At 45.5% G+C, this 22,226-nt stretch carries 24 protein-coding genes and 1 pseudogene; 14 read left to right on the top strand and 11 right to left on the bottom strand.

Features of this window, described 5'->3' with window-relative positions; genetic code table 11:
* The first annotated feature begins 15 nt into the window (after positions 1-15).
* On the top strand, positions 16-213 hold the full coding sequence (locus AC07VD_RS06290; protein WP_014479377.1) for a hypothetical protein: 198 nt from the start codon (positions 16-18) through the stop codon (positions 211-213).
* Between the two features lie 26 nt (positions 214-239).
* On the opposite strand, the gene AC07VD_RS06285 is transcribed toward AC07VD_RS06290, so the two are convergent.
* From AC07VD_RS06285 to AC07VD_RS06270, 4 genes are all read right to left on the bottom strand, one after another.
* Positions 240-767 carry a MarR family transcriptional regulator gene (locus AC07VD_RS06285; protein ID WP_461728373.1) on the bottom strand — a complete coding sequence of 176 codons (528 nt, stop codon included), beginning with the start codon at positions 765-767 and terminating at the stop codon, positions 240-242.
* Positions 768-843: 76 nt separating this feature from the next.
* The gene (locus AC07VD_RS06280; protein WP_080263029.1) at positions 844-2,343 is read right to left on the bottom strand and encodes a monooxygenase; all 1,500 of its coding nucleotides are present in this window, start codon (positions 2,341-2,343) and stop codon (positions 844-846) included.
* A gap of 180 nt (positions 2,344-2,523) precedes the next feature.
* Entirely contained in the window at positions 2,524-3,030 is a 507-nt protein-coding gene (gene lepB / locus AC07VD_RS06275) for a signal peptidase I (protein ID WP_003233128.1), read from the bottom strand.
* A 1-nt stretch (position 3,031) separates the two neighbouring features.
* The gene (locus AC07VD_RS06270) at positions 3,032-3,655 is read right to left on the bottom strand and encodes a TVP38/TMEM64 family protein (protein ID WP_010886465.1); all 624 of its coding nucleotides are present in this window, start codon (positions 3,653-3,655) and stop codon (positions 3,032-3,034) included.
* A gap of 151 nt (positions 3,656-3,806) precedes the next feature.
* Between AC07VD_RS06270 and AC07VD_RS06265 the strand changes: the two genes are divergently transcribed.
* The 3 genes from AC07VD_RS06265 to AC07VD_RS06255 all read left to right on the top strand — a co-directional run bounded on the left by AC07VD_RS06265 (position 3,807) and on the right by AC07VD_RS06255 (position 6,043).
* The gene (locus tag AC07VD_RS06265) at positions 3,807-4,169 is read left to right on the top strand and encodes a YhjD family protein (protein WP_024571727.1); all 363 of its coding nucleotides are present in this window, start codon (positions 3,807-3,809) and stop codon (positions 4,167-4,169) included.
* A gap of 207 nt (positions 4,170-4,376) precedes the next feature.
* Positions 4,377-4,577: a DUF3311 domain-containing protein gene (locus AC07VD_RS06260; protein WP_024571728.1), complete on the top strand. Its 201-nt coding sequence runs from the start codon at positions 4,377-4,379 to the stop codon at positions 4,575-4,577.
* Complete coding sequence (locus tag AC07VD_RS06255; RefSeq protein WP_494721644.1) at positions 4,574-6,043, top strand: sodium:solute symporter family protein; 1,470 nt, start codon at positions 4,574-4,576, stop codon at positions 6,041-6,043. The genes AC07VD_RS06260 and AC07VD_RS06255 overlap by 4 nt, the downstream gene beginning before the upstream one ends.
* Positions 6,044-6,086: 43 nt before the next feature.
* Here AC07VD_RS06255 and AC07VD_RS06250 read toward each other — a convergent pair whose 3' ends face one another.
* Positions 6,087-6,356: an excalibur calcium-binding domain-containing protein gene (locus AC07VD_RS06250; RefSeq protein WP_021479615.1), complete on the bottom strand. Its 270-nt coding sequence runs from the start codon at positions 6,354-6,356 to the stop codon at positions 6,087-6,089.
* Positions 6,357-6,569: 213 nt separating this feature from the next.
* Here AC07VD_RS06250 and AC07VD_RS06245 point away from each other — a divergent pair, with 213 nt between their 5' ends.
* Positions 6,570-7,469, top strand: a complete 900-nt coding sequence (locus AC07VD_RS06245) for an SDR family oxidoreductase (protein WP_003245421.1) — start codon at positions 6,570-6,572, stop codon at positions 7,467-7,469.
* A 44-nt stretch (positions 7,470-7,513) separates the two neighbouring features.
* Here the strand turns inward: AC07VD_RS06245 and comK are convergent, their stop codons facing one another.
* Positions 7,514-8,092, bottom strand: a complete 579-nt coding sequence (gene comK, locus AC07VD_RS06240; protein ID WP_003245329.1) for a competence transcription factor ComK — start codon at positions 8,090-8,092, stop codon at positions 7,514-7,516.
* A gap of 292 nt (positions 8,093-8,384) precedes the next feature.
* Here comK and AC07VD_RS06235 point away from each other — a divergent pair, with 292 nt between their 5' ends.
* Positions 8,385-8,618 carry an IDEAL domain-containing protein gene (locus AC07VD_RS06235; RefSeq protein ID WP_003233142.1) on the top strand — a complete coding sequence of 78 codons (234 nt, stop codon included), beginning with the start codon at positions 8,385-8,387 and terminating at the stop codon, positions 8,616-8,618.
* 27 nt (positions 8,619-8,645) lie between these two features.
* Here the strand turns inward: AC07VD_RS06235 and AC07VD_RS06230 are convergent, their stop codons facing one another.
* The gene (locus tag AC07VD_RS06230) at positions 8,646-9,503 is read right to left on the bottom strand and encodes an SDR family oxidoreductase (protein WP_003245662.1); all 858 of its coding nucleotides are present in this window, start codon (positions 9,501-9,503) and stop codon (positions 8,646-8,648) included.
* A gap of 111 nt (positions 9,504-9,614) precedes the next feature.
* Between AC07VD_RS06230 and AC07VD_RS06225 the strand changes: the two genes are divergently transcribed.
* The 7 genes and pseudogenes from AC07VD_RS06225 to phoE all read left to right on the top strand — a co-directional run bounded on the left by AC07VD_RS06225 (position 9,615) and on the right by phoE (position 16,465).
* Positions 9,615-11,144 carry an FAD-dependent oxidoreductase gene (locus tag AC07VD_RS06225; protein WP_494721643.1) on the top strand — a complete coding sequence of 510 codons (1,530 nt, stop codon included), beginning with the start codon at positions 9,615-9,617 and terminating at the stop codon, positions 11,142-11,144.
* A gap of 54 nt (positions 11,145-11,198) precedes the next feature.
* Positions 11,199-11,825 (top strand): annotated as a pseudogene (locus AC07VD_RS06220) (protoglobin domain-containing protein); the annotation flags it as partial.
* A gap of 240 nt (positions 11,826-12,065) precedes the next feature.
* Entirely contained in the window at positions 12,066-12,581 is a 516-nt protein-coding gene (locus AC07VD_RS06215; protein ID WP_326255844.1) for a methyl-accepting chemotaxis protein, read from the top strand.
* A gap of 134 nt (positions 12,582-12,715) precedes the next feature.
* Positions 12,716-13,276 (top strand): biotin transporter BioY, encoded by a 561-nt coding sequence (locus tag AC07VD_RS06210; protein WP_003233151.1) that lies wholly within the window; start codon positions 12,716-12,718, stop codon positions 13,274-13,276.
* 6 nt (positions 13,277-13,282) lie between these two features.
* Entirely contained in the window at positions 13,283-14,722 is a 1,440-nt protein-coding gene (locus tag AC07VD_RS06205; RefSeq protein WP_129092375.1) for an acyl-CoA synthetase, read from the top strand.
* A complete protein-coding gene (locus AC07VD_RS06200; RefSeq protein WP_129092374.1) occupies positions 14,719-15,813 on the top strand; it encodes an acetyl-CoA C-acyltransferase in 1,095 nt (364 codons plus the stop codon). Before AC07VD_RS06205 ends, AC07VD_RS06200 begins: the two co-directional genes overlap by 4 nt.
* 70 nt (positions 15,814-15,883) lie before the next feature.
* Positions 15,884-16,465, top strand: coding sequence for a phosphatase PhoE (gene phoE / locus AC07VD_RS06195; protein ID WP_088325529.1), 582 nt, complete (start codon positions 15,884-15,886; stop codon positions 16,463-16,465).
* Positions 16,466-16,496: 31 nt separating this feature from the next.
* Here phoE and AC07VD_RS06190 read toward each other — a convergent pair whose 3' ends face one another.
* The 3 genes from AC07VD_RS06190 to AC07VD_RS06180 all read right to left on the bottom strand — a co-directional run bounded on the left by AC07VD_RS06190 (position 16,497) and on the right by AC07VD_RS06180 (position 19,198).
* The gene (locus AC07VD_RS06190; protein WP_003233159.1) at positions 16,497-17,468 is read right to left on the bottom strand and encodes an ABC transporter substrate-binding protein; all 972 of its coding nucleotides are present in this window, start codon (positions 17,466-17,468) and stop codon (positions 16,497-16,499) included.
* A 216-nt stretch (positions 17,469-17,684) separates the two neighbouring features.
* Positions 17,685-18,677, bottom strand: coding sequence for an NADPH:quinone oxidoreductase family protein (locus tag AC07VD_RS06185; RefSeq protein ID WP_029946220.1), 993 nt, complete (start codon positions 18,675-18,677; stop codon positions 17,685-17,687).
* Between the two features lie 71 nt (positions 18,678-18,748).
* Positions 18,749-19,198, bottom strand: a complete 450-nt coding sequence (locus tag AC07VD_RS06180) for a GNAT family N-acetyltransferase (RefSeq protein ID WP_167560024.1) — start codon at positions 19,196-19,198, stop codon at positions 18,749-18,751.
* Positions 19,199-19,631: 433 nt separating this feature from the next.
* On the opposite strand from AC07VD_RS06180, the gene aprE reads away from it, so the two are divergent.
* Positions 19,632-20,777, top strand: a complete 1,146-nt coding sequence (aprE, locus tag AC07VD_RS06175) for a subtilisin AprE (protein ID WP_029726299.1) — start codon at positions 19,632-19,634, stop codon at positions 20,775-20,777.
* Between the two features lie 38 nt (positions 20,778-20,815).
* On the opposite strand, the gene AC07VD_RS06170 is transcribed toward aprE, so the two are convergent.
* The gene (locus tag AC07VD_RS06170; protein ID WP_086343660.1) at positions 20,816-22,096 is read right to left on the bottom strand and encodes a M48 family metallopeptidase; all 1,281 of its coding nucleotides are present in this window, start codon (positions 22,094-22,096) and stop codon (positions 20,816-20,818) included.
* Between the last annotated feature and the right edge of the window lie 130 nt (positions 22,097-22,226).

Raw genomic sequence — 22,226 nt, 5'->3', positions numbered from 1 at the left:
ATTAATAGGGGCGATATGATGAAAAAGATTATTAAAGGAAGTTTGCTGCGCGACAATCCCGAGAAGGCAATGCACTTATATTATGGAATATGTTTAGGAATCTGGCTGATTTATAATTTGGTGACATCCGGCTCCCCTGGACTGCCGCTTATGATTTTAGTCGGAGGAAATCTGATTTACGTTACAATCTTGAAAAAGAAAGAAGAAACGTGAAAAACACGCACCTCAGTGCGTGTTTTTTATTTAAAAATGCTAGGAAGCCCCCCTTCAATTTCTTCTGACGACGGATACCATTTTGTCACCAGATCCCGAAACAGCCGTTCCGCAAAAAGAATCTCTTCCTCAGTATAGCGGTCAAAAAATGACAGAAAACGCTGTTCAGCCTTCTGATGATAATATTTGTGCAAACTGTGCAGCTTTTTTCCAGCAGGCGACAATCGGAAGTAGACCTCCTTTTTATTATCGCTGAGCTGTGTTCTGTGAAGGAAGCCTGCGCCGAGCAATTTTGTGCTGATGCGAGATACAGTCGCTTTTGTCGTATTCATTTTTTCTGCTATCGACGTGACATTAATTGGTTCATTGTCCCCGACACAGGATAGAACATGAATTTCTGTCATCGTCAATTGAGATTTACTCCCGTGCTCTACATCCAGCTTCCTCAATTCGTCAGATAAAAAGGCTTTAATAAGCCCCTCCCATTTCTCCTGCTGATGTATGAGCTCCGCATACAATTCAAAAAGATTGCGTTTCGTATGATCTGTGTTCATCGAGTCTTCCATCCTTTTTCATTCGATTGTTTCTTCTATCATACCGTTTTGTTACAGATGAAACAATCGAATTGAATTATATTCGGCTGGTGACGGAAAACCAGCGGCTGATCCCTTTTTGAATCACCTCGGCACAATCGGGCGCTGATGCATCCACCGCCCAGGCTACATGTCCATCGGGACGAACCAATATGGTATGCACATCCCGCAACTTTTCATTCGGTTCTGCAAGCGAGGCGGTTACCGTACGTAAGCCTTTCACTTCGATATGCTCATCAGCTTCCTGCCTCAATGACAGCAAAACGAATGACCCGTTTTGGAGAAAGCTGTACAGCCATTCCGAACTGCCGTCGGAAAGAATCAGCTTCATGTCAGGGAGCCGTGCCCCGTTCAAACGATTCGGCGGCATGGTACGATCAGCTTCATATCTGACATCGAGTGCAGAAATTTGCCCTGCTACATATCGATTCACATCAGGGAAGGCCAGCAGCTCCGACATCATGCTTCGCAAATGGAGGCCTGCTTGAGTGAAATCGATCAGCTTTGTCTGTGCCTCCGTGTTTCTCAGGAGCCCTTCAGCTGCCGGATGCCGCTCGTCATGGTAGCTGTCCAAAAGCCATGAAGGCGCAGAGCCTTTGATGGCCGCCGCCAGTTTCCACCCGAGGTTCATTGCATCCTGAAGGCCGACATTCAGTCCTTGTCCGCCCGCCGGAAAATGAATATGCGCGGCATCACCCGCAAGAAAGATTCTGCCGTCCCGATACCGTTTCGCTTGACGCGCGGCGTTCCCGAACCGCGACATCCACGAAGGGTCGCTTAAACCAAAGTCAGTTCCGCAAATTCGCAGGAGATCAGCTTTCAGCTCTTCCTCAGTCACAGGCACATCTTTCGGCATTTGTGTGCGATAAGGACTGATCACAACGACACGGTATCGGTCTGGAGATAACGGAACAATCATAACACCGCCCTCTTTTGTGCAAAGGGACAGCACGCCTGACGGCGGCGGAGAAAGGAGCGCCACATCCCCAAGCGCAGCGGTGACAGTGCTGTCTGTTCCCGGAAACTCAATTTTTGCCTGTTTCCGGACGGTACTCCCGGCGCCATCTGCCCCAACGGCAAACTTGCTTGTGATCGTCCGTACACTGCCATCCCGATCCTTAAAAATCGTTTGGACCGCTTCCCCGTTTTGCGTAACCGCCAGCGCCTCTGCACCCCGAAACACCTCTGTTCCCAGGCTTCGTGCATGATCTTCAAGCAGCTTTTCTGTTTTTGACTGCGGGAGCAAAAGCGTGTAAGGACAGCTCGTATCCAAGCCTGAAAAATCCAGACGGGTATCCAGCATTGAAAAATGTCCGGAAGGTATCTTGCTTCCCTTGGATACAAACCGCTCTAAAATCCCTCTCATCTCAAGGAGCTCCAGCGTTCGGGGATGCAGCGTCAACGCCTTGGAATGCGGAACAGGTTTTTCAAGCCGTTCAATCACACATGTTCCCACTCCGGCCATCGCAAGCTCAGAAGCCAGCATAAATCCAACCGGTCCTCCTCCTATAATCACTGCTTCGTATTTCATCATCACTCATCACTCCTTTTGTTTCATACAAAACGAACAAAACCCAATAAAAATGGACTTTCAATCAAAACAGTATATAATTTTTGTTACGTGCGTAACAATTTTGATTATAGCTCCTTACAAATTTTTTTTCAACACATTTTTCCAAACGGCATACAAAAAGACGCCTCTTCAGTTAGCGTCTTTTTATTCGGCATCAGAAATCACACCGACAATATTTTTTTCTCTTATTGGACCAAAGTGCCGGCTGTCGAAGCTGTATATGCGATTATCTCCAACGACAAAATATTTTCCTTTCGGCACCTTGCTTGTTCCCGTCACATCTTTCAAAGAAAAATCACCCGTTACATGGCTGCCGGCAGAAACAGATTTCAAATGCTTCAAAAATGGCTCAGCAACCTGCTTTCCGTTCACATACAGCTGATCATCTTTATATTTGATCGTTTCACCGGGCAAGCCGATTACCCGTTTAATCAGCACTTTATGATCAGGGCCTTTAAAAAGGACGATGTCAAAACGATGGATGGTTTTAAATCGATGCGAAAATTTATTGACCAACAATTCGTTTCCTTCCTGGAAGGTCGGGTTCATACTGACGCCTTCTACCTTGTAATCAATAAAGACAGCATTTTTAACCTGAATGGCGAGAACAACGGACACTACACCGGCAAGAAACCAAAACCGTTTTTTCATGTTACTGTCTCCCTCCATCATGCTCACGCTGACTGGCTCTTACATGCAGATACCGCTCCACCTTTTTGCCGACATACCATAAGACAGTGATCACCAATACGGCGATGACCGTTCGAATCGGCTGTGTAATCAGCGCGTGCAGATCATATCCGATGAAGCTGATCATAAAAATCATGACAAGCTTCCCCGAGGCTGCCGCCAAAATAAACGGCCGCGTTCCGATCCTTGACAAACCAGCAACAACATTCACCGCGGCTGACGGTGTAAATGGAAAACAAAGCAGAAGAAACATGGGACCGAAGCCGTGTCTTTCCACCCATAACATCAGCTTTCTGACAGACGGATGACTGCGGATAAATCCAAGCAATTTTCTCTGTCCGTATTGACGGACAATCAAAAAGACGAGAATGGAACCAGCAGTTGATCCCGCCCAGGACAGGATGAATCCTTCCCACAAGCCAAACGAGTTCGTATTCGCCACCACAAACACGATCAGCGGCAAAAACGGGAGAAATGCTTCAATTAAAGGCAGCAGCACAGCAATGAGAGGACCGAAAGCCCTATAGCTTTGAAATAATTCAGTTAAATGTTCTTGTGTCAAATAGGATAAAAAATGCTCCAACATTTATACTCCTTACCGGGTTTGTCTATCCTTATTCTACACATTATCAGCAGAAAACTAAAAAGTTTTGGTGATTTTTTCTGTCTTGAAACATTTCACCAGCCGATATAGAATACAAATAGAACAAACGTTCCCTTAGAAAGAAGGAGTCAACATGCCAAATCTGCAGGAGGAAATATACGATTTAATTGAACGGGCTCTCTTTTTGCCCATGGCCATTACGATTTTTAACCGTGATCTCGCCGGAATTGAAGAAAGCACATTAAAATTGAAGCATCCTTATAAACAGCTTATCAGCGAATCATTAAAAATAGCACAAAAGGATTTGATGGAGGTCAGAAAAGAATTGAGGAAAAGAAAAATTGCAATCCGCGAGACGGAACGCGATGAAGCCTTTACGCTCTATACATTTGTCATCGACGGTTATGAAGAAAACCACCGCTATTTTAATCCGCGAATCCGTGAGCAGGTCAGCGAATTATTAACATACTATCTATTTGCCCCAAACAGACTCTGAGCCTTTTGAATCATACTGCCCGTTCCCTCTTCGGGCGATTCAGAGCATTAATTTCAGACAATTCACACTATACAAACAAAATAAATTTATTTATAATTCGAACCACAGCCTTTCACGCCAAAAAATGACATGTTCTGCCATATCTGCGACATCATTTTCATTACGCTTGGGCTTGTACACCCCAATCCTAAATAGAAGGAGGATTCTATGAAACTGATTCACGTTCTTGCCGCTTTGCCCTTTATCGGAATCTTACTCGGCATCCCTTTTGCAAATAAGGTGACCCCCTATGTGCTCGGCATGCCGTTTATTCTTGCCTATATTGTGATGTGGGCTCTTTTGACCTCTGCGCTGATGGCGATTGTGTATGTCCTCGACAAGGAAAATAAAAAGGAGGAAGCAGAATGAACACAGCTCTCATCATCATTTTCGGTGTCCTGCTCTTGAGTATTTTTCTCGGTATACGCGCCCAAAAAGGAAAAGACATGAACCTGGAGCAGTGGACGGTCGGAGGGCGCGGCTTCGGAACTGTTTTCGTCTTCCTTTTGATGGCAGGCGAAATTTATACTACTTTTACGTTTCTCGGCGGCAGCGGCTGGGCCTACGGAAAAGGCGGTCCAGCCTTTTATATCATCGCCTACGGATGTCTGGCCTACATCCTTTCTTACTGGCTTCTTCCGGCAGTTTGGACGTACGCGAAACAGCATAAACTGATGTCGCAGTCTGATTTTTTCACAAAAAAATACAACAGTCCGCTGCTTGGCATTCTCGTTTCACTAGTCGGCATCGCCGCACTCATTCCCTATCTTGTGCTGCAGCTGAAAGGCCTCGGGCTGATTGTATCGGAAACCTCGTACGGCAAAATCACCCCGACCGCCGCCATCTGGATCGGCGCTATTTCCATCACGGTTTATGTTATGGTTTCCGGCATTCACGGGTCTGCCTGGATATCGGTTGTGAAGGACATCATGATTCTGGTTGTCGTTCTGTTTTTAGGTGTGTATTTGCCAATTCATTACTACGGTGGATTTCAAGACATGTTTCAGCAGATTGAAACGGCAAAGCCTGGCTTTCTTACGCTCCCCGAATCGGGACAAAGTGCGGCATGGTTCAGTTCAACCGTACTCTTGACAGCACTTGGTTTTTACATGTGGCCTCACACGTTTTCCGCTTCGTATTCAGCCGAAAACCCAAAAGTCTTTCGCAAAAACGCCATCATCATGCCTTTGTACCAGCTGGTCCTGCTCTTCGTCCTTTTCGTCGGCTTTGCGGCTATCCTGCAAGTTCCAGATCTGAAAGGCGCAGACGGGGATCTATCGCTTTTGAGACTGTCCCTGCAAGCATTTGACCCTTGGTTTGTCGGAATTATCGGTGCTGCCGGACTGCTGACAGCACTTGTGCCAGGGTCTATGATCTTAATGTCCGCCTCCACACTGTTTGCAAAAAATGTGTACAAGGTAATCGCGCCCCGCACGACAGAACAGCAGGTATCAGCTCTTGCTAAGTTTTTAGTGCCGGTGATTGCGCTGATTTCGGTTTATTTTACCTTCAAAGGCGGGAATACCATCGTTACGCTGCTTTTGATGGGCTACAGCCTTGTCACACAGCTATTCCCCTCCCTTTTGTTCAGCCTGCTCAAGCATAATATGGTGACAAAACAGGGGGCCTTCGCCGGCATTATTGCAGGTGTTGGAGCAGTTACTTATATTACAATGACTGAAACGACGATCGGCACTTTATTTCCGGCTCTGCCGCAAGCCGCAAAAGACTTGAATGTAGGCATCGTCGCCCTGCTTTTGAATATCACGGTCATGATGGCAGTCAGCCTTATGACAAGGAAGGCGAAAAGCGCTGCGGCCGATCAGGCGGCCTAAGCAATAGAAAAAGCAATCTGGTCATCAGATTGCTTTTTCTTGTTTAACGTTCACAGGCGATAAGATCTTTATCGCGGTCTTTATTTTTATTGGCATCATAAAGCGCCTTAGAGACGTAAGGCTTGTACTTCGTTTTTCCGCCTTTGTTTTTCACCTTCGATGTGCGGGCCACCCCGCCTTTGTATACTTTGTTTAGCTCCTTGCAGTTCTTATAGACCTTCACCTTTGTTTTAGCTTCCGCCACATGGTCAGCTCCGTATGAAAAACCGAAAACGAGACCGAGTGACAGCAAAACCGCCGCCGCTTTTTTCACGATTCACTCCCCCAATACCCAATATTTAGTTGATTTATAGATCGAATTTATCATAATTCATATAGTCTTATTTGACAAGATAAATATGGAAGAAGGGTTTGTTTTTTCTTGTTTTCTTTTTCCTTCACTATTCAAACTGCCAAAACATGTTTTTCTGCTTATGCTCAGGGGTACACATACGAATGTACACCAAACAGAAAAGGAGCGTTGCTGATGTCTGATTCAAATCTTACGAATCCTATAAAAGCATTTTTTCATGATGAATTTCCCGAACAATATCAAGAACCGCCAGGCCTGCAAAAGAACATGAAGCCTGTCCCTGATTGCGGAGAAAAAAGCTACAAAGGATCAGGTAAACTAACGGGTCGAAAAGCGCTTGTCACGGGCGGCGATTCCGGTATCGGCCGCGCTGCCGCGATTGCTTACGCCAGAGAAGGTGCCGATGTGGCCATTAACTACTTGCCCGAGGAACAGCCAGATGCTGAAGAGGTAAAAGAGCTGATTGAAGCAGAAGGCCGAAAAGCAGTGCTGATCCCCGGAGATTTGAGCGACGAATCCTTTTGCCAAGATCTAGTCAAACAGTCGCATCACGAACTCGGCGGACTTGATGTGCTAGCGCTCGTTGCAGGCAAACAGCAAGCGGTCGAAAACATCGAAGATCTGCCTACTGAACAAATCTATAAAACATTTGAAGTGAACGTCTTTTCCCTTTACTGGGTTGTAAAAGCAGCGCTTCCGTATTTGCCGGAGGGAGCTTCAATTATCACAACTACCTCAGTTGAAGGCTATAATCCAAGCCCGATGCTGTTAGATTACGCAGCAACGAAAAACGCCATTATCGGCTTTACCGTCGGACTGGGAAAACAGCTTGCTTCCAAAGGCATCAGAGTAAATTCAGTTGCGCCCGGACCAATTTGGACACCGCTGCAAATTTCCGGCGGACAGCCGACGGAAAACATCCCGAAATTCGGACAAGGCACGCCGCCAGCTCCATTAAATCGCGCTGGACAGCCAGTGGAATTGGCCGATGTTTATGTATTTCTAGCTTCAGAGAATTCAAGCTATGTGACATCTCAGGTATATGGAATCACCGGAGGAATTCCGACGGCATAGGTTTATGAAAGGAGCTGCCCTGTGGGTCAGCTCCTTTCTATTTTCTAATACCGCTCCCCGAGCTCACGCAAAATAAAATCATAAATCATCTTCGTCCGCTCTTCCTTCGGGTACAGCATAAATTCCTGCCTTTTCGGCACGCGGTGGTCGATTCTGTCTTGGAATTTGGTTCTAAGCCACGCTGTTCGATATACCTGGTTCTCGAACGAATTATAAGAGATCGGCAGCTCCATCGTTTTCCCATTCGAAAACGTCACTTCCGTATCGTCGAATTCAGTCGCTTTGAATTCTTTTACATGCACATGGGAAATCCAGCCGCATTGGGGTCTTGTCGAAGAAAGTGTAGGGAATAAAAAGATTTGGTTCGAAGGGTCCACCATGATTGGCGGCTTGTGTGAAATTTTTGTCACTTCATAAGTTCCTGCTTTTCTTCCCGCATAGCTTGATCCAAAAAATCGGCAGCTTCTGTCGACAATTTGCAGCGGCTTCATGTTGACATAAAACACGCAATCTTTTTCAATAATTTTGGAACAGATTTTGCCGTCTATTTCTTCTGGCAGCACGGCAATTGTTGCGCCGTTCACTTCATACGATTCTAAAGGTGCGTCTGTTTTCTGACTCATATTATGGCCTCCATCCTTTTTCTGCAAAATTTATACTAATAATCTATCATCTGTTTTTATAAAACGACAGGTTTTTTTAACATTTAAGATAAAATCATCTTTTAATGATATTTAATGGTACTAAATTACTAGTAATAACCCGATTTTACTTTCATAGGACTTGCCGGTTTACGGCATTTTGCAGGATATGTCGATAGATTGCCAAGTATTAGTTGTCTAAAAATTATAAAAATTTATTGATTTTTTCGACCGTTATCCATATACTATAAAAAAGGCATTGGGGGGATTCTTTATGAAAGAGAAAAAATCGTACACTGAGCTCATGAAGTCCCGCAACACGCAAAAAACAAAAGAATTCGATGTCACAATGACGGATATTTACATTCAAATGGTGCTCGATGAATCCTTGTATAACCGTCGGCTTGCCATGCTGACAGACCAAATTAACAAAGCCTTGGACGAAAAAGATAAAGATGCGTTTCTTACGCTCTCTAAAGAATATGCAGCGCTCAAGCAGAGCGAATAAGCCAATCCTTCAAGGATTGGCTTTTTATTATCCGTTCACAATTGTTCCGCCATTGACGTGAATCGTCTGTCCTGTGACGTATGTGGAATCGTCGCTGGCAAGGTATAGATAGCTTGGCGCCACTTCGACCGGCTGTCCCGGGCGTTCCATCGGCACGTCTGAACCAAACACTTCCACGTCTTTTGCGGCAAAGCTGGCCGGGATAAGCGGTGTCCAAATGGGCCCCGGTGCCACTGCATTGACCCGTATGCCCTGCTGAACAAGCGATTGGGAAAGGGACCTTGTAAACGTAACGATCGCGCCTTTTGTCGCTGAATAATCGATCAGCGTTTTATTGCCTTTATAGGCGGTAATAGAAGCGGTATTAATAATAGAGCTCCCTTTTTTTAAATGAGGCAGCACTGCCTTTGTTAAGTAAAACATGGAAAAAATGTTTGTTTGGAAGGTTCTGATCAGCTGGTGGCTGGTGATTTTTTCAATGCTGGGCTGGACATGCTGCTCAGCTGCATTGTTAACCAATATATCAATGGATGGAAACACTTGGCTTGCCTGCCCGACCACATCATTGCAAAACGCTTCATCCCCGACATCTCCTGCAATCAGCAGGCATTTTACCCCTTCCTTTTCTACATACTGCTTTGTTTCCTCGGCGTCCTGATGTTCATTCAAATACACAATGACCACATTAGCCCCTTCTTTTGCGAATAACACCGATACAGCGCGTCCAATTCCGCTGTCTCCTCCAGTAATAATAGCGGTTTTGCCCTCTAATTTTTTCGCTTTCTTCGGCTTATCAAAAACCGGACGCGGGTCCATGAGATATTCAAAACCAGGCTGCTGGTTCTGGTGCTGAGGCGGTAATGTTTTCTTTTTTTGATTCGCCAATGAAATCACTCCTTTTCAACCTTATTATGTTATGAACAATGCCTGCTTCCTATGTATGAAAAGATAGAATATGGAAAAATTAAGAATAAATCTGATTGGAGGTATAACGGCTTGGCTAATCAACATTTTGCAAAGGAAGCACCTGAAACATACTGGAAAACATCAACTGACCTGCCTTCTTTTCCTGCGCTTCAAGAGGACACTGAATGTGACGTCACCATTATCGGAGGCGGGATTACGGGAATCACAACGGCATATGAACTTACGAAGAGAGGCTTCCGTGTCGTTTTGATTGAAGCAAATCAGGTTCTTAACGGAACCACTGCGCATACAACTGCTAAAGTTACCGCACAGCACGACATGATATACGACGAATTTATCCGCCATTTCGGATTAAACCATGCGAGGCTTTATTATGAAGCAAACCAAAACGCAATTGATTACATAAAAGGCATTGTGGATGAACATCAAATTGATTGCGAATGGATCGAGCAAGACGCATATCTTTATACGGCAAATGAAAACGCCGTTCAAAAAATCCGCACCGAGCATGAGGCATACACAAAGCTCGGAATTGAAAGAGACCTTATCAAAAATCTTCCAATTCCCTTAGGTTCTAAGCTGGCGCTTGTCATGAAGAATCAAGCTCAATTTCATCCGCTGCAATACTTAAAAGCGCTTCTGGAGCAAATTGTTCAAAAAGGCGGCCGAATTTATGAAGAGACCGTTGCGCTTGATATCAAAAAAGGCGAAAGGCCCGAAGTGGTAACAAAAAGCCGGCACGCCATTAAGAGCCGCTTTATCATATGCTGTTCCCACTTCCCTTTTTATGACGGAGGCGGATTATATGCTGCGAGAATGTACTCCGACAGATCTTATGTCCTTGCCATCAAGCCGAAGATCGAGTATCCCGAGGGCATGTATTTGAGTATCGATCAGCCGTCAGTGGCGCTCCGCTATACGGTTGTAAACGGTGAAAAGCTGATTCTCTTCAGCGGAGTAAGCCATAAAACAGGCCAGGGAAAAGACATGTCTACACATTATGAAACACTAAGACAACTGGCTGAAAGCACCATCGGCATCGAAAGCATTCCATATTATTGGTCCACCCAAGATCTAGTGACGATCGACAAAATCCCGTTTATCGGGCCGATGTCGGAAAATGAGGACAATATTCTAGTAGCGACCGGGTTCAAAAAATGGGGCATGACGTCCTCAGCAGTCGCAGCCACTCTATTGTCAGACCTTGTGGAGAAAAAAGACAATCCATACGAAAGCATTTTCACGCCGTCCCGTTTCCATCTGAATCCCGGGTTGCAGAAAGTGATTTCCTACAATGCCGATGTCGCCAAGCATTTGATCAAAGGAAAGCTTGAAAAGCCTGATGTCCAATTTGAAGACATTTCGTCAGGAGAAGGGAAAGCCGTCACCATAAACGGCAGGCGAGCGGGAGCATTTCGGGATGAGACAGGCTGCCTCCATCTCGTTGATACGACTTGTACCCATTTAGGCTGCGAGGTCGAGTGGAACGACAGTGAGCATACGTGGGATTGTCCGTGCCACGGATCACGCTTTAAGCCATCTGGCGAAGTTGTAGAGGGTCCGGCCATTAAACCATTAAAACAAATAGATCTCGATTAAACCGTTCATTTTAATGAACGGTTTTTCAAATATTTTTCATCTGCAGCTTCATTCATGTTTCCCTTGGCCGATAAAAAAGAAAAAGGCTTAAAAAGCCAAAAAGTAAAAATTATATTTTTCCCAAGGGGGATCATTGTATTGTTATTTAAAAAAGACAGAAAACAAGAAACAGCTTACTTTTCAGATTCAAACGGACAGCAAAAAAACCGCATTCAGCTCACAAACAAACATGCAGATGTCAAAAAACAGCTCAAAATGGTCAGGTTGGGAGATGCTGAGCTTTACGTGTTAGAGCAGCTTCAGCCACTCATTCAAGAAAATATCGTATACATCGTCGATGCGTTCTATAAAAACCTTGACCATGAAAGCTCATTGATGGATATCATTAATGATCACAGCTCAGTTGACCGCTTAAAACAAACGTTAAAACGGCATATTCAGGAAATGTTTGCAGGCGTTATCGATGATGAATTTATTGAAAAGCGTAACCGAATCGCCTCCATCCATTTAAGAATCGGCCTTTTGCCAAAATGGTATATGGGTGCGTTTCAAGAGCTCCTTTTGTCAATGATTGACATTTATGAAGCGTCCATTACAAATCAGCAAGAACTGCTGAAAGCCATTAAAGCAACAACAAAAATCTTGAACTTAGAACAGCAGCTTGTCCTTGAAGCGTTTCAAAGCGAGTACAACCAGACCCGTGATGAACAAGAAGAAAAGAAAAACCTTCTTCATCAGAAAATTCAAGAAACCTCTGGATCGATTGCCAATCTGTTTTCAGAAACAAGCAGGTCAGTTCAAGAGCTTGTGGACAAATCTGAAGGCATTTCTCAAGCATCCAAAGCCGGCACTGTAACATCCAGCACTGTTGAAGAAAAGTCGATCGGCGGAAAAAAAGAGCTAGAAGTCCAGCAAAAACAGATGAACAAAATTGACACAAGCCTTGTCCAAATCGAAAAAGAAATGGTCAAGCTGGATGAAATCGCGCAGCAAATTGAAAAAATCTTCGGCATCGTCACAGGCATAGCTGAACAAACAAACCTTCTCTCGCTCAATGCATCTATTGAATCCGCCCGCGCCGGAGAACACGGCAAAGGCTTTGCTGTCGTGGCAAATGAAGTGCGGAAGCTTTCTGAGGATACGAAAAAAACCGTCTCTACTGTTTCTGAGCTTGTGAACAATACGAATACACAAATCAACATTGTATCGAAGCATATCAAAGACGTGAATGAGCTAGTCAGCGAAAGTAAAGAAAAAATGACGCAAATTAACCGCTTATTCGATGAAATCGTCCACAGCATGAAAATCAGCAAAGAGCAATCAGGCAAAATCGACGTCGATCTGCAAGCCTTTCTTGGAGGGCTTCAGGAAGTCAGCCGCGCCGTTTCCCATGTGGCCGCTTCCGTTGATTCGCTTGTCATCCTGACAGAAGAATAACCATCAAAAACCGGTCTGCTATACGGCCGGTTTTTCTGCGTTCACTATGTAAACTTAAATTAAAAATCGGTTGACATAATAATTGCCTGCATTTATTGTATAACCATATTTGATTACTGTTTGGAGGATTTCACATGCTGAAATTAATCGACATGATGCATATTGCGATTTTCACCGCACTGATGGCAGTGCTCGGCTTTATGCCCCCTCTCTTCTTATCCTTTACACCTGTTCCGATTACATTGCAAACACTTGGTGTCATGCTGGCAGGCAGCATCCTCAGGCCAAAGTCTGCTTTCTTAAGCCAGCTTGTCTTTTTGCTGCTCGTCGCCTTCGGAGCGCCGCTGTTGCCCGGCGGACGAGGCGGTTTTGGTGTGTTTTTCGGACCGAGCGCAGGCTTTTTGATTGCTTATCCCCTCGCTTCATGGCTGATCAGTTTAGCCGCTAACAGGCTGCGGAAGGTGACAGTATTGCGTCTCTTTTTCACTCATATCGTATTCGGCATCATCTTTATTTATCTGCTTGGTATACCGGTACAAGCTTTTATCATGCATATTGATTTGTCACAGGCCGCCTTCATGAGCCTTGCATATGTGCCTGGTGATTTGATAAAAGCGGCTGTATCTGCATTTCTGGCGATAAAAATCACTCAAGCCTTGTCTCTTTCTGATACGATGTTTACAAAAGGAGGATGACACTACATGACAATTACTCATACCTATTCATCTACTGCCGAAACATCGCCCGGCCGTGTAGCGATCCAGACTGAATCGGAGCAAATCACGTACCATGATTGGGATCGGCTTGTCTCTCAAACCGCAAATTGGCTGCGGTCACAGCCGAGCATGCCGAATCGTGTGGCGATCCTGCTCCCAAATAGTCTGGCGTTTTTACAGCTGTTTGCCGGAGCCGCAGCGGCTGGATGCACGGCCATTCCCATCGACACACGCTGGAGCGCGGCAGAATGTAAGGAACGCCTGTCCATAGGTGATGCGGATCTTGTGGTTACTTTAGCCTTTTTTAAAAACAAACTGACAGATAGCCAGACACCTGTTGTTTTGCTGGATAACTGTATGGCAGATATTTCTGAGGCAGCCGCTGATCCCTTGCCTACCATTGATCCGGAGCACCCTTTTTATATGGGATTTACGTCGGGCTCGACAGGAAAACCAAAGGCCTTTACGCGATCTCACCGCTCATGGATGGAGAGCTTTACCTGTACGGAAACAGATTTTTCGATTTCATCAAATGACACGGTATTGATTCCCGGGACGTTAATGTCCTCTCACTTCTTATACGGGGCAGTCAGCACTTTGTTTCTCGGAGGAACCGTTTGTTTGCTGAAAAAGTTTTCTCCTGCCAAAGCGAAGGAATGGCTGTGCCGTCAATCCATCAGTATTCTCTATACCGTACCGACGATGACAGACGCCCTCACAAGGATTAAGGGTTTTCCCGACAGTCCCGTCAAAATCATTTCATCCGGCGCAGACTGGCCGGCAGAATCCAAGGAGAAGCTTGCCGCTGCATGGCCTCATCTCAAGCTGTACGATTTTTACGGCACATCAGAGCTTAGTTTTGTGACGTTTTCTTCACCGGAAGACAGCAAACGGAAGCCGCATTCAGCGGGCCGCCCTTTTCATAATGTCCGGATCGAAATCCGCAACGCTGGAGGAGAACGCTGTCAGCCAGGGGAAGTCGGAAAAATATTTGTCAAAAGCCCGATGCGGTTTTCCGGCTATGTGAATGGCAGCACACCAGATGAATGGATGACAGTGGATGATATGGGCTATGTTGATGAAGAAGGCTTTCTATACATATCAGGAAGAGAAAACGGGATGATCGTGTACGGAGGATTAAATATTTTCCCAGAAGAAATTGAACGTGTGCTTCTCGCCTGCCCAGAGGTTGAAAGCGCGGCTGTCGTTGGCATTCCCGACGAGTATTGGGGGGAAATCGCTGTAGCTGTCATTCATGGAAACGCTAATGCCAGAACACTGAAAGCCTTGTGTAAACAGAAATTAGCCTCCTATAAAATCCCGAAAAAATGGGTGTTTGCAGACAGCTTGCCGGAAACGAGCAGCGGAAAAATTGCCCGTTCCAGCGTGAAAAAATGGCTGGAAGAGGGTGTACAGTATAATTGAATGCGGTTATTGTTGATGCAAAACGAACGATCTTTGGAAATCAAAACGGACTGCTGAAGCCCTTCCTGCCGGAGGATTTGGCGGCTCCCATCATCCGCTGTCTCAGCCGAAAGCTAGAGGATCAAATTGACGAGGTTATTCTCGGAAATGCTACCGGCAGAGGCGGCAACCTCGCCAGACTGTCAGCCCTTCAAGCCGGACTGCCTTTATCGGTTCCCGGAATGACAATTGACAGACAGTGCGGCTCCGGCCTTGAAGCTGTGCGCTATGCCTGCAGCCTTATTCAAGCGGGAGCCGGCACGGTGTATATCGCGGGCGGCTCAGAAAGCAGCAGCCAATCCCCTTTTTCAGAACGGGCCCGCTTTTCTCCAGATGCCATCGGCGATCCCGACATGGGCATCGCAGCAGAATATACGGCAGCACGCTATTCCATCAGCAGAAACATGCAGGATGAGTACGCGCTTCTCAGCCATCAACGCAGCAGGAACGCGCATGATGGAGGATTTTACCGTGAAGAAATTGTTCCTCTCGGGGAATTGGAGACAGACGAAGCATTTTTGAAAACACGTCCGATAAAAGCGATTATTCCCCGCGCAAAGCCGGTTTTCGACACCAGCTCCGGAACAGTCACAGCAGCCAACAGCAGCGGCATAGCAGACGGAGCAGCGGCTCTTTTAGTAATGGAAGAAGAAAAAGCGGCAGCCCTGGGACTTAAGCCTGTGCTCCGGTTTATCGGCAGCGCAGTCAGCGGGATTCACCCCAACTATCCGCCCGCGGCACCGGTTGATGCGATCCGTAATCTCTTACATACACACGATGTAACACCTGATGATATCGATTTATTTGAAATCAATGAAGCCTTTGCCGTCAAAATTTGTGTCTGCTCGCAAGAACTCGGCATTCCCTTTTCAAAAATCAATGTGCGCGGCGGCGCATTAGCTCTTGGCCATCCATACGGTGCATCAGGTGCAGCTCTGGTAACCAGATTGTTTTATGAAGCGAAAAGACGGACAGACTGTCAATATGCTGTTGCAGCCATCGGAAGCGGCGGCGGAATCGGGCTGGCTTTATTATTTGAAGTTCTTGCATAGGCTTTTTTATAGGATGCATGCTTTCGATTTAGTATAATAGCGATATGAATAAAGTCAGGAAGGGGATTTTATGACAGCCGTTTGCTTAGTAAGACATGGAGAAACCGATTGGAACCTGCAGCAAAAATGCCAAGGAAAAACCGATATTCCGCTAAACACAACAGGTGAACGCCAAGCAAGAGAAACCGGAGAATATGTAAAGGACTTTTCTTGGGATATTATCGTGACGAGCCCGCTGAAAAGAGCGAAAAGAACCGCGGAAATTATTAATGAATATCTGCATCTTCCGATTGTCGAGATGGATGATTTTAAGGAACGCGATTACGGCGACGCGGAGGGCATGCCGCTGGAGGAACGGACAAAGCGCTATCCGGATAACATCTATCCGAATATGGAAACGTTAGAAGAACTCACTGACAGGCTGATGGGCGGTTTGGCAAAAGTGAACCAGGCGTACCCAAACCAGAAGGTACTGATCGTGGCGCACGGTGCGGCAATTCACGCACTGCTGACGGAAATATCGGGCGGTGACCCGGAGCTTCAAAGCACGCGCCTCGTCAACGCTTGCCTCAGCAACATTGAATTTGCAGAAGAAAAATGGCGGATAAAAGACTATAATATCAACAGCCACTTATCCGGCTTTATCAAATAAGAAAAAGACAGGCGTTTGCCTGTCTTTTCTTTTATTTCTTAGCAGCCGGCATCTCTTTTTGAAGCTCGTCCAAAATGGCATTCGCCCCGTCTACACTGCGGCGCAAAGACCACACCGCACGGTCCACGTGGTATACATGCCCGTTTTTCACTGCCTTCAGCTTTTTCCAAAGGACATTCTTTTCGATCGGGCGTTTACCGTCGGCGTCGAGGTCATCTGTTTTTCCTGTCATCAGGATGATCACATCCGGATCTGTTTTCAGCAGCTGCTCCAGTGTCATTTTCATATTCACAGAGTCGCCGCCATTGCTTGAATCGCTATTGCCTGACGTACTGATTGCATATCGATAGCCGACCTGTGTTAAAAGTCTCGATGTAAAGAAGTTTTCATCCCTGGCCATAATCGTATCATTTGTATTTCCGATCAAAAGCACGGACTGGCTGTTCGCGCTGATTTTCTGCTTTGTCTCGCTAAGCTTTTCTTCATGCGCCGTCAGCTTTTTCTCCATTTCCTTCTCCTTGCCGACTGCTTTTGCAATCGTAAGCGAAGCGTCAATTGTATCCTGATAATCAGCATTTAAATTATTAAGCGCAATCGTCGGCGCTATTTTTTTCAGCTGATCGTACACCTTCTTATGCCGGGTCGTGTCAGCAATAATTAAATCGGGTTTTAATGAAGCGATTTTTTCCATGCTTGGCTGTGAGCGAGTGCCGACAGATGTGTAGCCGTCAATTTTCTTCAGCACATCCTTGTTGATCAGCTGCTTCGCTTTGTTGTCATCGGCAACCCCGACAGGCGTAATGCCGAGATCAAGCAGTGTATCAATAAAACCAAGCTCAAGAACAACAACCCGCTTCGGATGCTCAGGCACATTTGTCTTCCCTAAATCATGTGTTACCGCCACTTTATGTTCTTTACTGTTTTGATTGCCGCTTGAAGACGAGCAAGCAGCCGTTAAGACAGAAAGAAGTAAAACTGTAAGAATAATCAGTGTTTTTTTCATATGTTCCAGTCTCTCCTGTTGGTAGTTTCTATGGTTAAGATGTCCAAGAGTAGTATAACACGGAATGAGAATCATTATCACCAATTATTTTTAAAATGGGAAGAGAAAGTTCCGCTTACATGAAAATCTTGTTTCGCGACACAGCAGTTCAGCAGCTGATCATCCTGTCCACAAAAAAGCTTGCAGAAAAATAACATTCTCTGCAAGCTGATCTTGTTATAGCTTCACAATCACTCTTCCTTGAATGCGATTTTGCAAAATATCTTTTAACGCACCCGGCGTTTCTTCCAATGATACTTCCCTGTCCACGATGGTCAGCAGCTGATCAGGCTTGAGATCAGAAGACATGCGCTCCCAAACAGCGGCTCTGACGTCCATCGGACAGTATACTGAATCGATTCCGAGCAGGCTTACTCCGCGAAGAATAAAAGGATACACCGTTGCCGGAACTTCTCCTCCGCCGGTTAAGCCGCTCACTGCGACAGATCCGCCGTATTGAATTTTGCTTAAAAGCGAGGCAAGCTGTTTTCCGCCGACTGGATCAACCGCTCCCTGCCATTGCTGCTTGGACAGCGCCTTAAGCGTTCCGTCATAGACATCTTCCCTGCTGATTACTTCGCTTGCACCGAGCTGTTTCAAATAATCAGCCGCCTCCCGGTTTCCGGTGCTTGCCACAACATCATAGCCCCGCTTGTTCAGCATCGATACCGCAATTCCGCCGACACCGCCGGTTGCTCCTGTGACTAGCACGCTGCCTTTTTCCGGAGACATACCGTTCTGTTCAAGCCGATGAACTGATAACGCCGCAGTAAATCCCGCCGTTCCGTACACCATCGCTTCTTTTAACGAAAGATTCTGTGGCAAAGGCACCAGCCAGTCACCAGGCACCGAAGCGTATTCACTTAATCCGCCATCACGTGAGACACCGAGCTCATAGCTTGTCGCGATCACCTCATCCCCCTCCGCAAAACGCGGATCATTGGAAGAAACGACCGTACCCGCAGCATCGATGCCTAAAATAAGCGGATACTCTCTGACAATATTGCCTCCTGCTTTTCCGGCCAGACCATCTTTGTAATTGATGCCGGAATAAGCAACTTTAATCAGGACACCATCCTTCGGCAAATCCTCTGTTGATATGGTTTTCACATGGACTGAAACATCATCGGCATTTTTTTCAGCCTGCAATGCTTGAAATAACGTTGACATTCGGCACACTCCTTTTCATTTATATCGTAACCGAAGAACGTTCAAAAAACCAAATCATCAAGCCACAGCTTTCACTTCGCCGGCACATTGAGAGAATAATGGACAAATCCGGTATCCTCTTCATAGCCGTTTTGCTCATACAAGCTTCTTGCCTTCCGGTTGTGGTGCTCAGTCTGAAGCGTTAAACATTTTGCCCCGTTTTCCTCTGCATAATCCTTTGCGGCAGAAAGCAGCCGGCCGCCGGCTCCCTTTGTACGCGCATGAGGAACGACAAATAAGTCATTTAATATGTAGATCCTTTTCATTGACACAGAAGAAAACGTTGGATAGAGCTGGGTAAAGCCTATGAATTCTCCATTTTCTTCTGCTATCAAAATAACAGACTCGTGATTTTTCAAACGAGCTTTCAAAAAAGCCTCCGCCCCTTGCAAATCGGATGCCTGTCTATAAAATTCCCGATATTGGTTAAACAGCGGCGCGAGGGCTACTGCATCTGATGTCTTTGCTTGGCGAATGTTCATCTCATTTCTTCCTCCCTCTCAATAATTTTTTTATTCTATCCCTTTTCTGTAAAGTTTATTTTTCAGAATACTTTTATCATCATGCTTTGAAAAAATATCACGATAATATCCATTGTTCTCACGGAAGCATATGCAGGTCATTTGAACGAATTTTTTCGACAGGAATTTGCAGGGACTCAGGAGCATTTAACCTAAAAAAGCATGACATTTCAGCATAATGAACATTTACTCATGTCTATTTTCGTTCTTTTCTGTATGAAAATAGTTATTTCGAGTCTCTACGGAAATAGCGAGAGATGATATACCTAAATAGAGATAAAATCATCTCAAAAAAATGGGTCTACTAAAATATTATTCCATCTATTACAATAAATTCACAGAATAGTCTTTTAAGTAAGTCTACTCTGAATTTTTTAAAAGGAGAGGGTAAAGAGTGAGAAGCAAAAAATTGTGGATCAGCTTGTTGTTTGCGTTAACGTTAATCTTTACGATGGCGTTCAGCAACATGTCTGCGCAGGCTGCCGGAAAAAGCAGTACAGAAAAGAAATACATTGTCGGATTTAAGCAGACAATGAGTGCCATGAGTTCCGCCAAGAAAAAGGATGTTATTTCTGAAAAAGGCGGAAAGGTTCAAAAGCAATTTAAGTATGTTAACGCGGCCGCAGCAACATTGGATGAAAAAGCTGTAAAAGAATTGAAAAAAGATCCGAGCGTTGCATATGTGGAAGAAGATCATATTGCACATGAATATGCGCAATCTGTTCCTTATGGCATTTCTCAAATTAAAGCGCCGGCTCTTCACTCTCAAGGCTACACAGGCTCTAACGTAAAAGTAGCTGTTATTGACAGCGGAATTGACTCTTCTCATCCTGACTTAAACGTCAGAGGCGGAGCAAGCTTCGTACCTTCTGAAACAAACCCATACCAGGACGGCAGTTCTCACGGTACGCATGTAGCCGGTACGATTGCCGCTCTTAATAACTCAATCGGTGTTCTGGGCGTAGCGCCAAGCGCATCATTATATGCAGTAAAAGTGCTTGATTCAACAGGAAGCGGCCAATATAGCTGGATTATTAACGGCATTGAGTGGGCCATTTCCAACAATATGGATGTTATCAACATGAGCCTTGGCGGACCTACTGGTTCTACAGCGCTGAAAACAGTCGTTGATAAAGCCGTTTCCAGCGGTATCGTCGTTGCTGCCGCTGCCGGAAACGAAGGTTCGTCCGGAAGCTCAAGCACAGTCGGCTACCCTGCAAAATATCCTTCTACTATTGCGGTAGGTGCGGTAAACAGCAGCAACCAAAGAGCTTCATTCTCAAGCGCAGGTTCTGAGCTTGATGTGATGGCTCCTGGCGTATCCATCCAAAGCACACTTCCTGGAGGCACTTACGGTGCTTACAACGGCACGTCCATGGCGACTCCTCACGTTGCCGGAGCAGCAGCGTTAATTCTTTCTAAGCACCCGACTTGGACAAACGCGCAAGTCCGTGATCGTTTAGAAAGCACTGCAACATATCTTGGAAACTCTTTCTACTATGGAAAAGGGTTAATCAACGTACAAGCAGCTGCACAATAATAGTAAAAAGAAGCAGGTTCCTCCATACCTGCTTCTTTTTATTTGTCAGCATCCTGATGTTCCGGCGCATTCTCTTCTTTCTCCGCATGTTGAATCCGTTCCATGATCGACGGATGGCTGCCTCTGAAAATCTTCACAAGCACCGGAGGATCAACCTGGCTCAGCCCCGTCACGGCCAAATCCTGAAACGTTTTAACAGCGGCTTCTCTGTTCTCTGTCAACTCGATCCCATACTGGTCAGCCTTATTCTCCTGATAACGCGAGACAGCATTAGAAAAAGGCGTCACCGCAAAGCTCAAAACAGAAAACAAAAGCAATAACAGCGGAAGTGCCGCAAGATCATGCCGCCCTTCTAAATGAAACATGCTGCGGGTTAGGCGAACCGTCCGCTTGTAAAGCTTATCAATGACATAAAATCCGGCGAGCGACACGAGCAAATAGCCAGCCAGACCGATGTAAACGTGCTTCATGACATAATGGCCCATTTCGTGGCCCATAATAAACAGAATTTCTGAATCGTCAAGTTTGTTCAGCGTCGTATCCCACAATACAATCCGTTTGTTGGCCCCGATTCCTGTAACATAGGCATTCAGCGCATTTGTTTTTTCTGACATGTTCACTTCATATACATGGTCAGCCGGAATATTGGCTTCATCTGCCAGCTCTAAAATTTTGCTTTCAAGCTCTTTGTTTTTCAGCGGATAAAAATCATTGTATAAAGGATCGATAATGACCGGCTGAATAAAAAACAGAAACAGCGAAAACGGCACTGTTAACAGCCAGGCGTATAACCACCATTTTTTTTCATGCCTTTTGATCAGCCAATAAAATACGAGAACGCAAAGCGTAAAGATTGGAAAGCTGATCCAAAAGCTGATAACCTGATCCTTAGCCCAGCTGGCCGTAGTCTGTGTGGAAATGTTATAGTCAAGCGATACTTGATAGCCTATCCAATCTAAAGGCAGCGTCACCAATGTTGTAATCAGCGAAAGCACAAACACAAAACCAACGGTCTGCAAAAAGCGAAAAGGCACGGCCGCTTCCATCCATTTCTTGATTTTCTTTGAAACACCGCTGACCAGCAGAACAAAAAACAGAAACCAATCAAGTGGTACCCCGATAAAAAATAAAAAATTCTTGACATTCGAATACTGCTCGGCCACTGCCAACTCAGACGGCTTCATGAAAGAAGCCGGATCAGCCTGCGTCCCTTTCACGGCTTCCGGTATTGCAGAATCACCCGACAGGAAAAAATACCAATAAAAAAACAGCCCGTACAGCACGTAAGCAAGTCCTGCTGCCGCAATCCACTTGCGCATAACGCCTCACTCCTCACATCAACCCGTTACTTCTATTGTAATCATAAATTCAAATTCTTAGAACCAAGCTGTGTTCCGCACTTTTCCATCCTTTTAAGCATGGAAAACCCGATCGCTGGGAAAACTAACA

This window comes from Bacillus sp. GW821-FHT01G09 (genome assembly GCF_059422205.1).
Note: the sequence above shows the minus strand (reverse complement) of the source record. Positions and strands in the feature narration are given on the sequence as shown.

What these genes read in the sequence shown, in the direction of transcription:
- AC07VD_RS06290 (WP_014479377.1), top strand. Translation starts at nt 16, where the DNA reads ATGATGAAAAAGATTATTAAAGGAAGTTTGCTGCGCGACAATCCCGAG.
- AC07VD_RS06285 (WP_461728373.1), bottom strand. Translation starts at nt 767, where the DNA reads ATGAACACAGATCATACGAAACGCAATCTTTTTGAATTGTATGCGGAG.
- lepB (WP_003233128.1), bottom strand. Translation starts at nt 3,030, where the DNA reads ATGAAAAAACGGTTTTGGTTTCTTGCCGGTGTAGTGTCCGTTGTTCTC.
- AC07VD_RS06270 (WP_010886465.1), bottom strand. Translation starts at nt 3,655, where the DNA reads ATGTTGGAGCATTTTTTATCCTATTTGACACAAGAACATTTAACTGAA.
- AC07VD_RS06265 (WP_024571727.1), top strand. Translation starts at nt 3,807, where the DNA reads ATGCCAAATCTGCAGGAGGAAATATACGATTTAATTGAACGGGCTCTC.
- AC07VD_RS06260 (WP_024571728.1), top strand. Translation starts at nt 4,377, where the DNA reads ATGAAACTGATTCACGTTCTTGCCGCTTTGCCCTTTATCGGAATCTTA.
- AC07VD_RS06255 (WP_494721644.1), top strand. Translation starts at nt 4,574, where the DNA reads ATGAACACAGCTCTCATCATCATTTTCGGTGTCCTGCTCTTGAGTATT.
- AC07VD_RS06245 (WP_003245421.1), top strand. Translation starts at nt 6,570, where the DNA reads ATGTCTGATTCAAATCTTACGAATCCTATAAAAGCATTTTTTCATGAT.
- comK (WP_003245329.1), bottom strand. Translation starts at nt 8,092, where the DNA reads ATGAGTCAGAAAACAGACGCACCTTTAGAATCGTATGAAGTGAACGGC.
- AC07VD_RS06235 (WP_003233142.1), top strand. Translation starts at nt 8,385, where the DNA reads ATGAAAGAGAAAAAATCGTACACTGAGCTCATGAAGTCCCGCAACACG.
- AC07VD_RS06215 (WP_326255844.1), top strand. Translation starts at nt 12,066, where the DNA reads ATGAACAAAATTGACACAAGCCTTGTCCAAATCGAAAAAGAAATGGTC.
- AC07VD_RS06210 (WP_003233151.1), top strand. Translation starts at nt 12,716, where the DNA reads ATGCTGAAATTAATCGACATGATGCATATTGCGATTTTCACCGCACTG.
- AC07VD_RS06205 (WP_129092375.1), top strand. Translation starts at nt 13,283, where the DNA reads ATGACAATTACTCATACCTATTCATCTACTGCCGAAACATCGCCCGGC.
- phoE (WP_088325529.1), top strand. Translation starts at nt 15,884, where the DNA reads ATGACAGCCGTTTGCTTAGTAAGACATGGAGAAACCGATTGGAACCTG.
- AC07VD_RS06190 (WP_003233159.1), bottom strand. Translation starts at nt 17,468, where the DNA reads ATGAAAAAAACACTGATTATTCTTACAGTTTTACTTCTTTCTGTCTTA.
- AC07VD_RS06185 (WP_029946220.1), bottom strand. Translation starts at nt 18,677, where the DNA reads ATGTCAACGTTATTTCAAGCATTGCAGGCTGAAAAAAATGCCGATGAT.
- AC07VD_RS06180 (WP_167560024.1), bottom strand. Translation starts at nt 19,198, where the DNA reads ATGAACATTCGCCAAGCAAAGACATCAGATGCAGTAGCCCTCGCGCCG.
- AC07VD_RS06170 (WP_086343660.1), bottom strand. Translation starts at nt 22,096, where the DNA reads ATGCGCAAGTGGATTGCGGCAGCAGGACTTGCTTACGTGCTGTACGGG.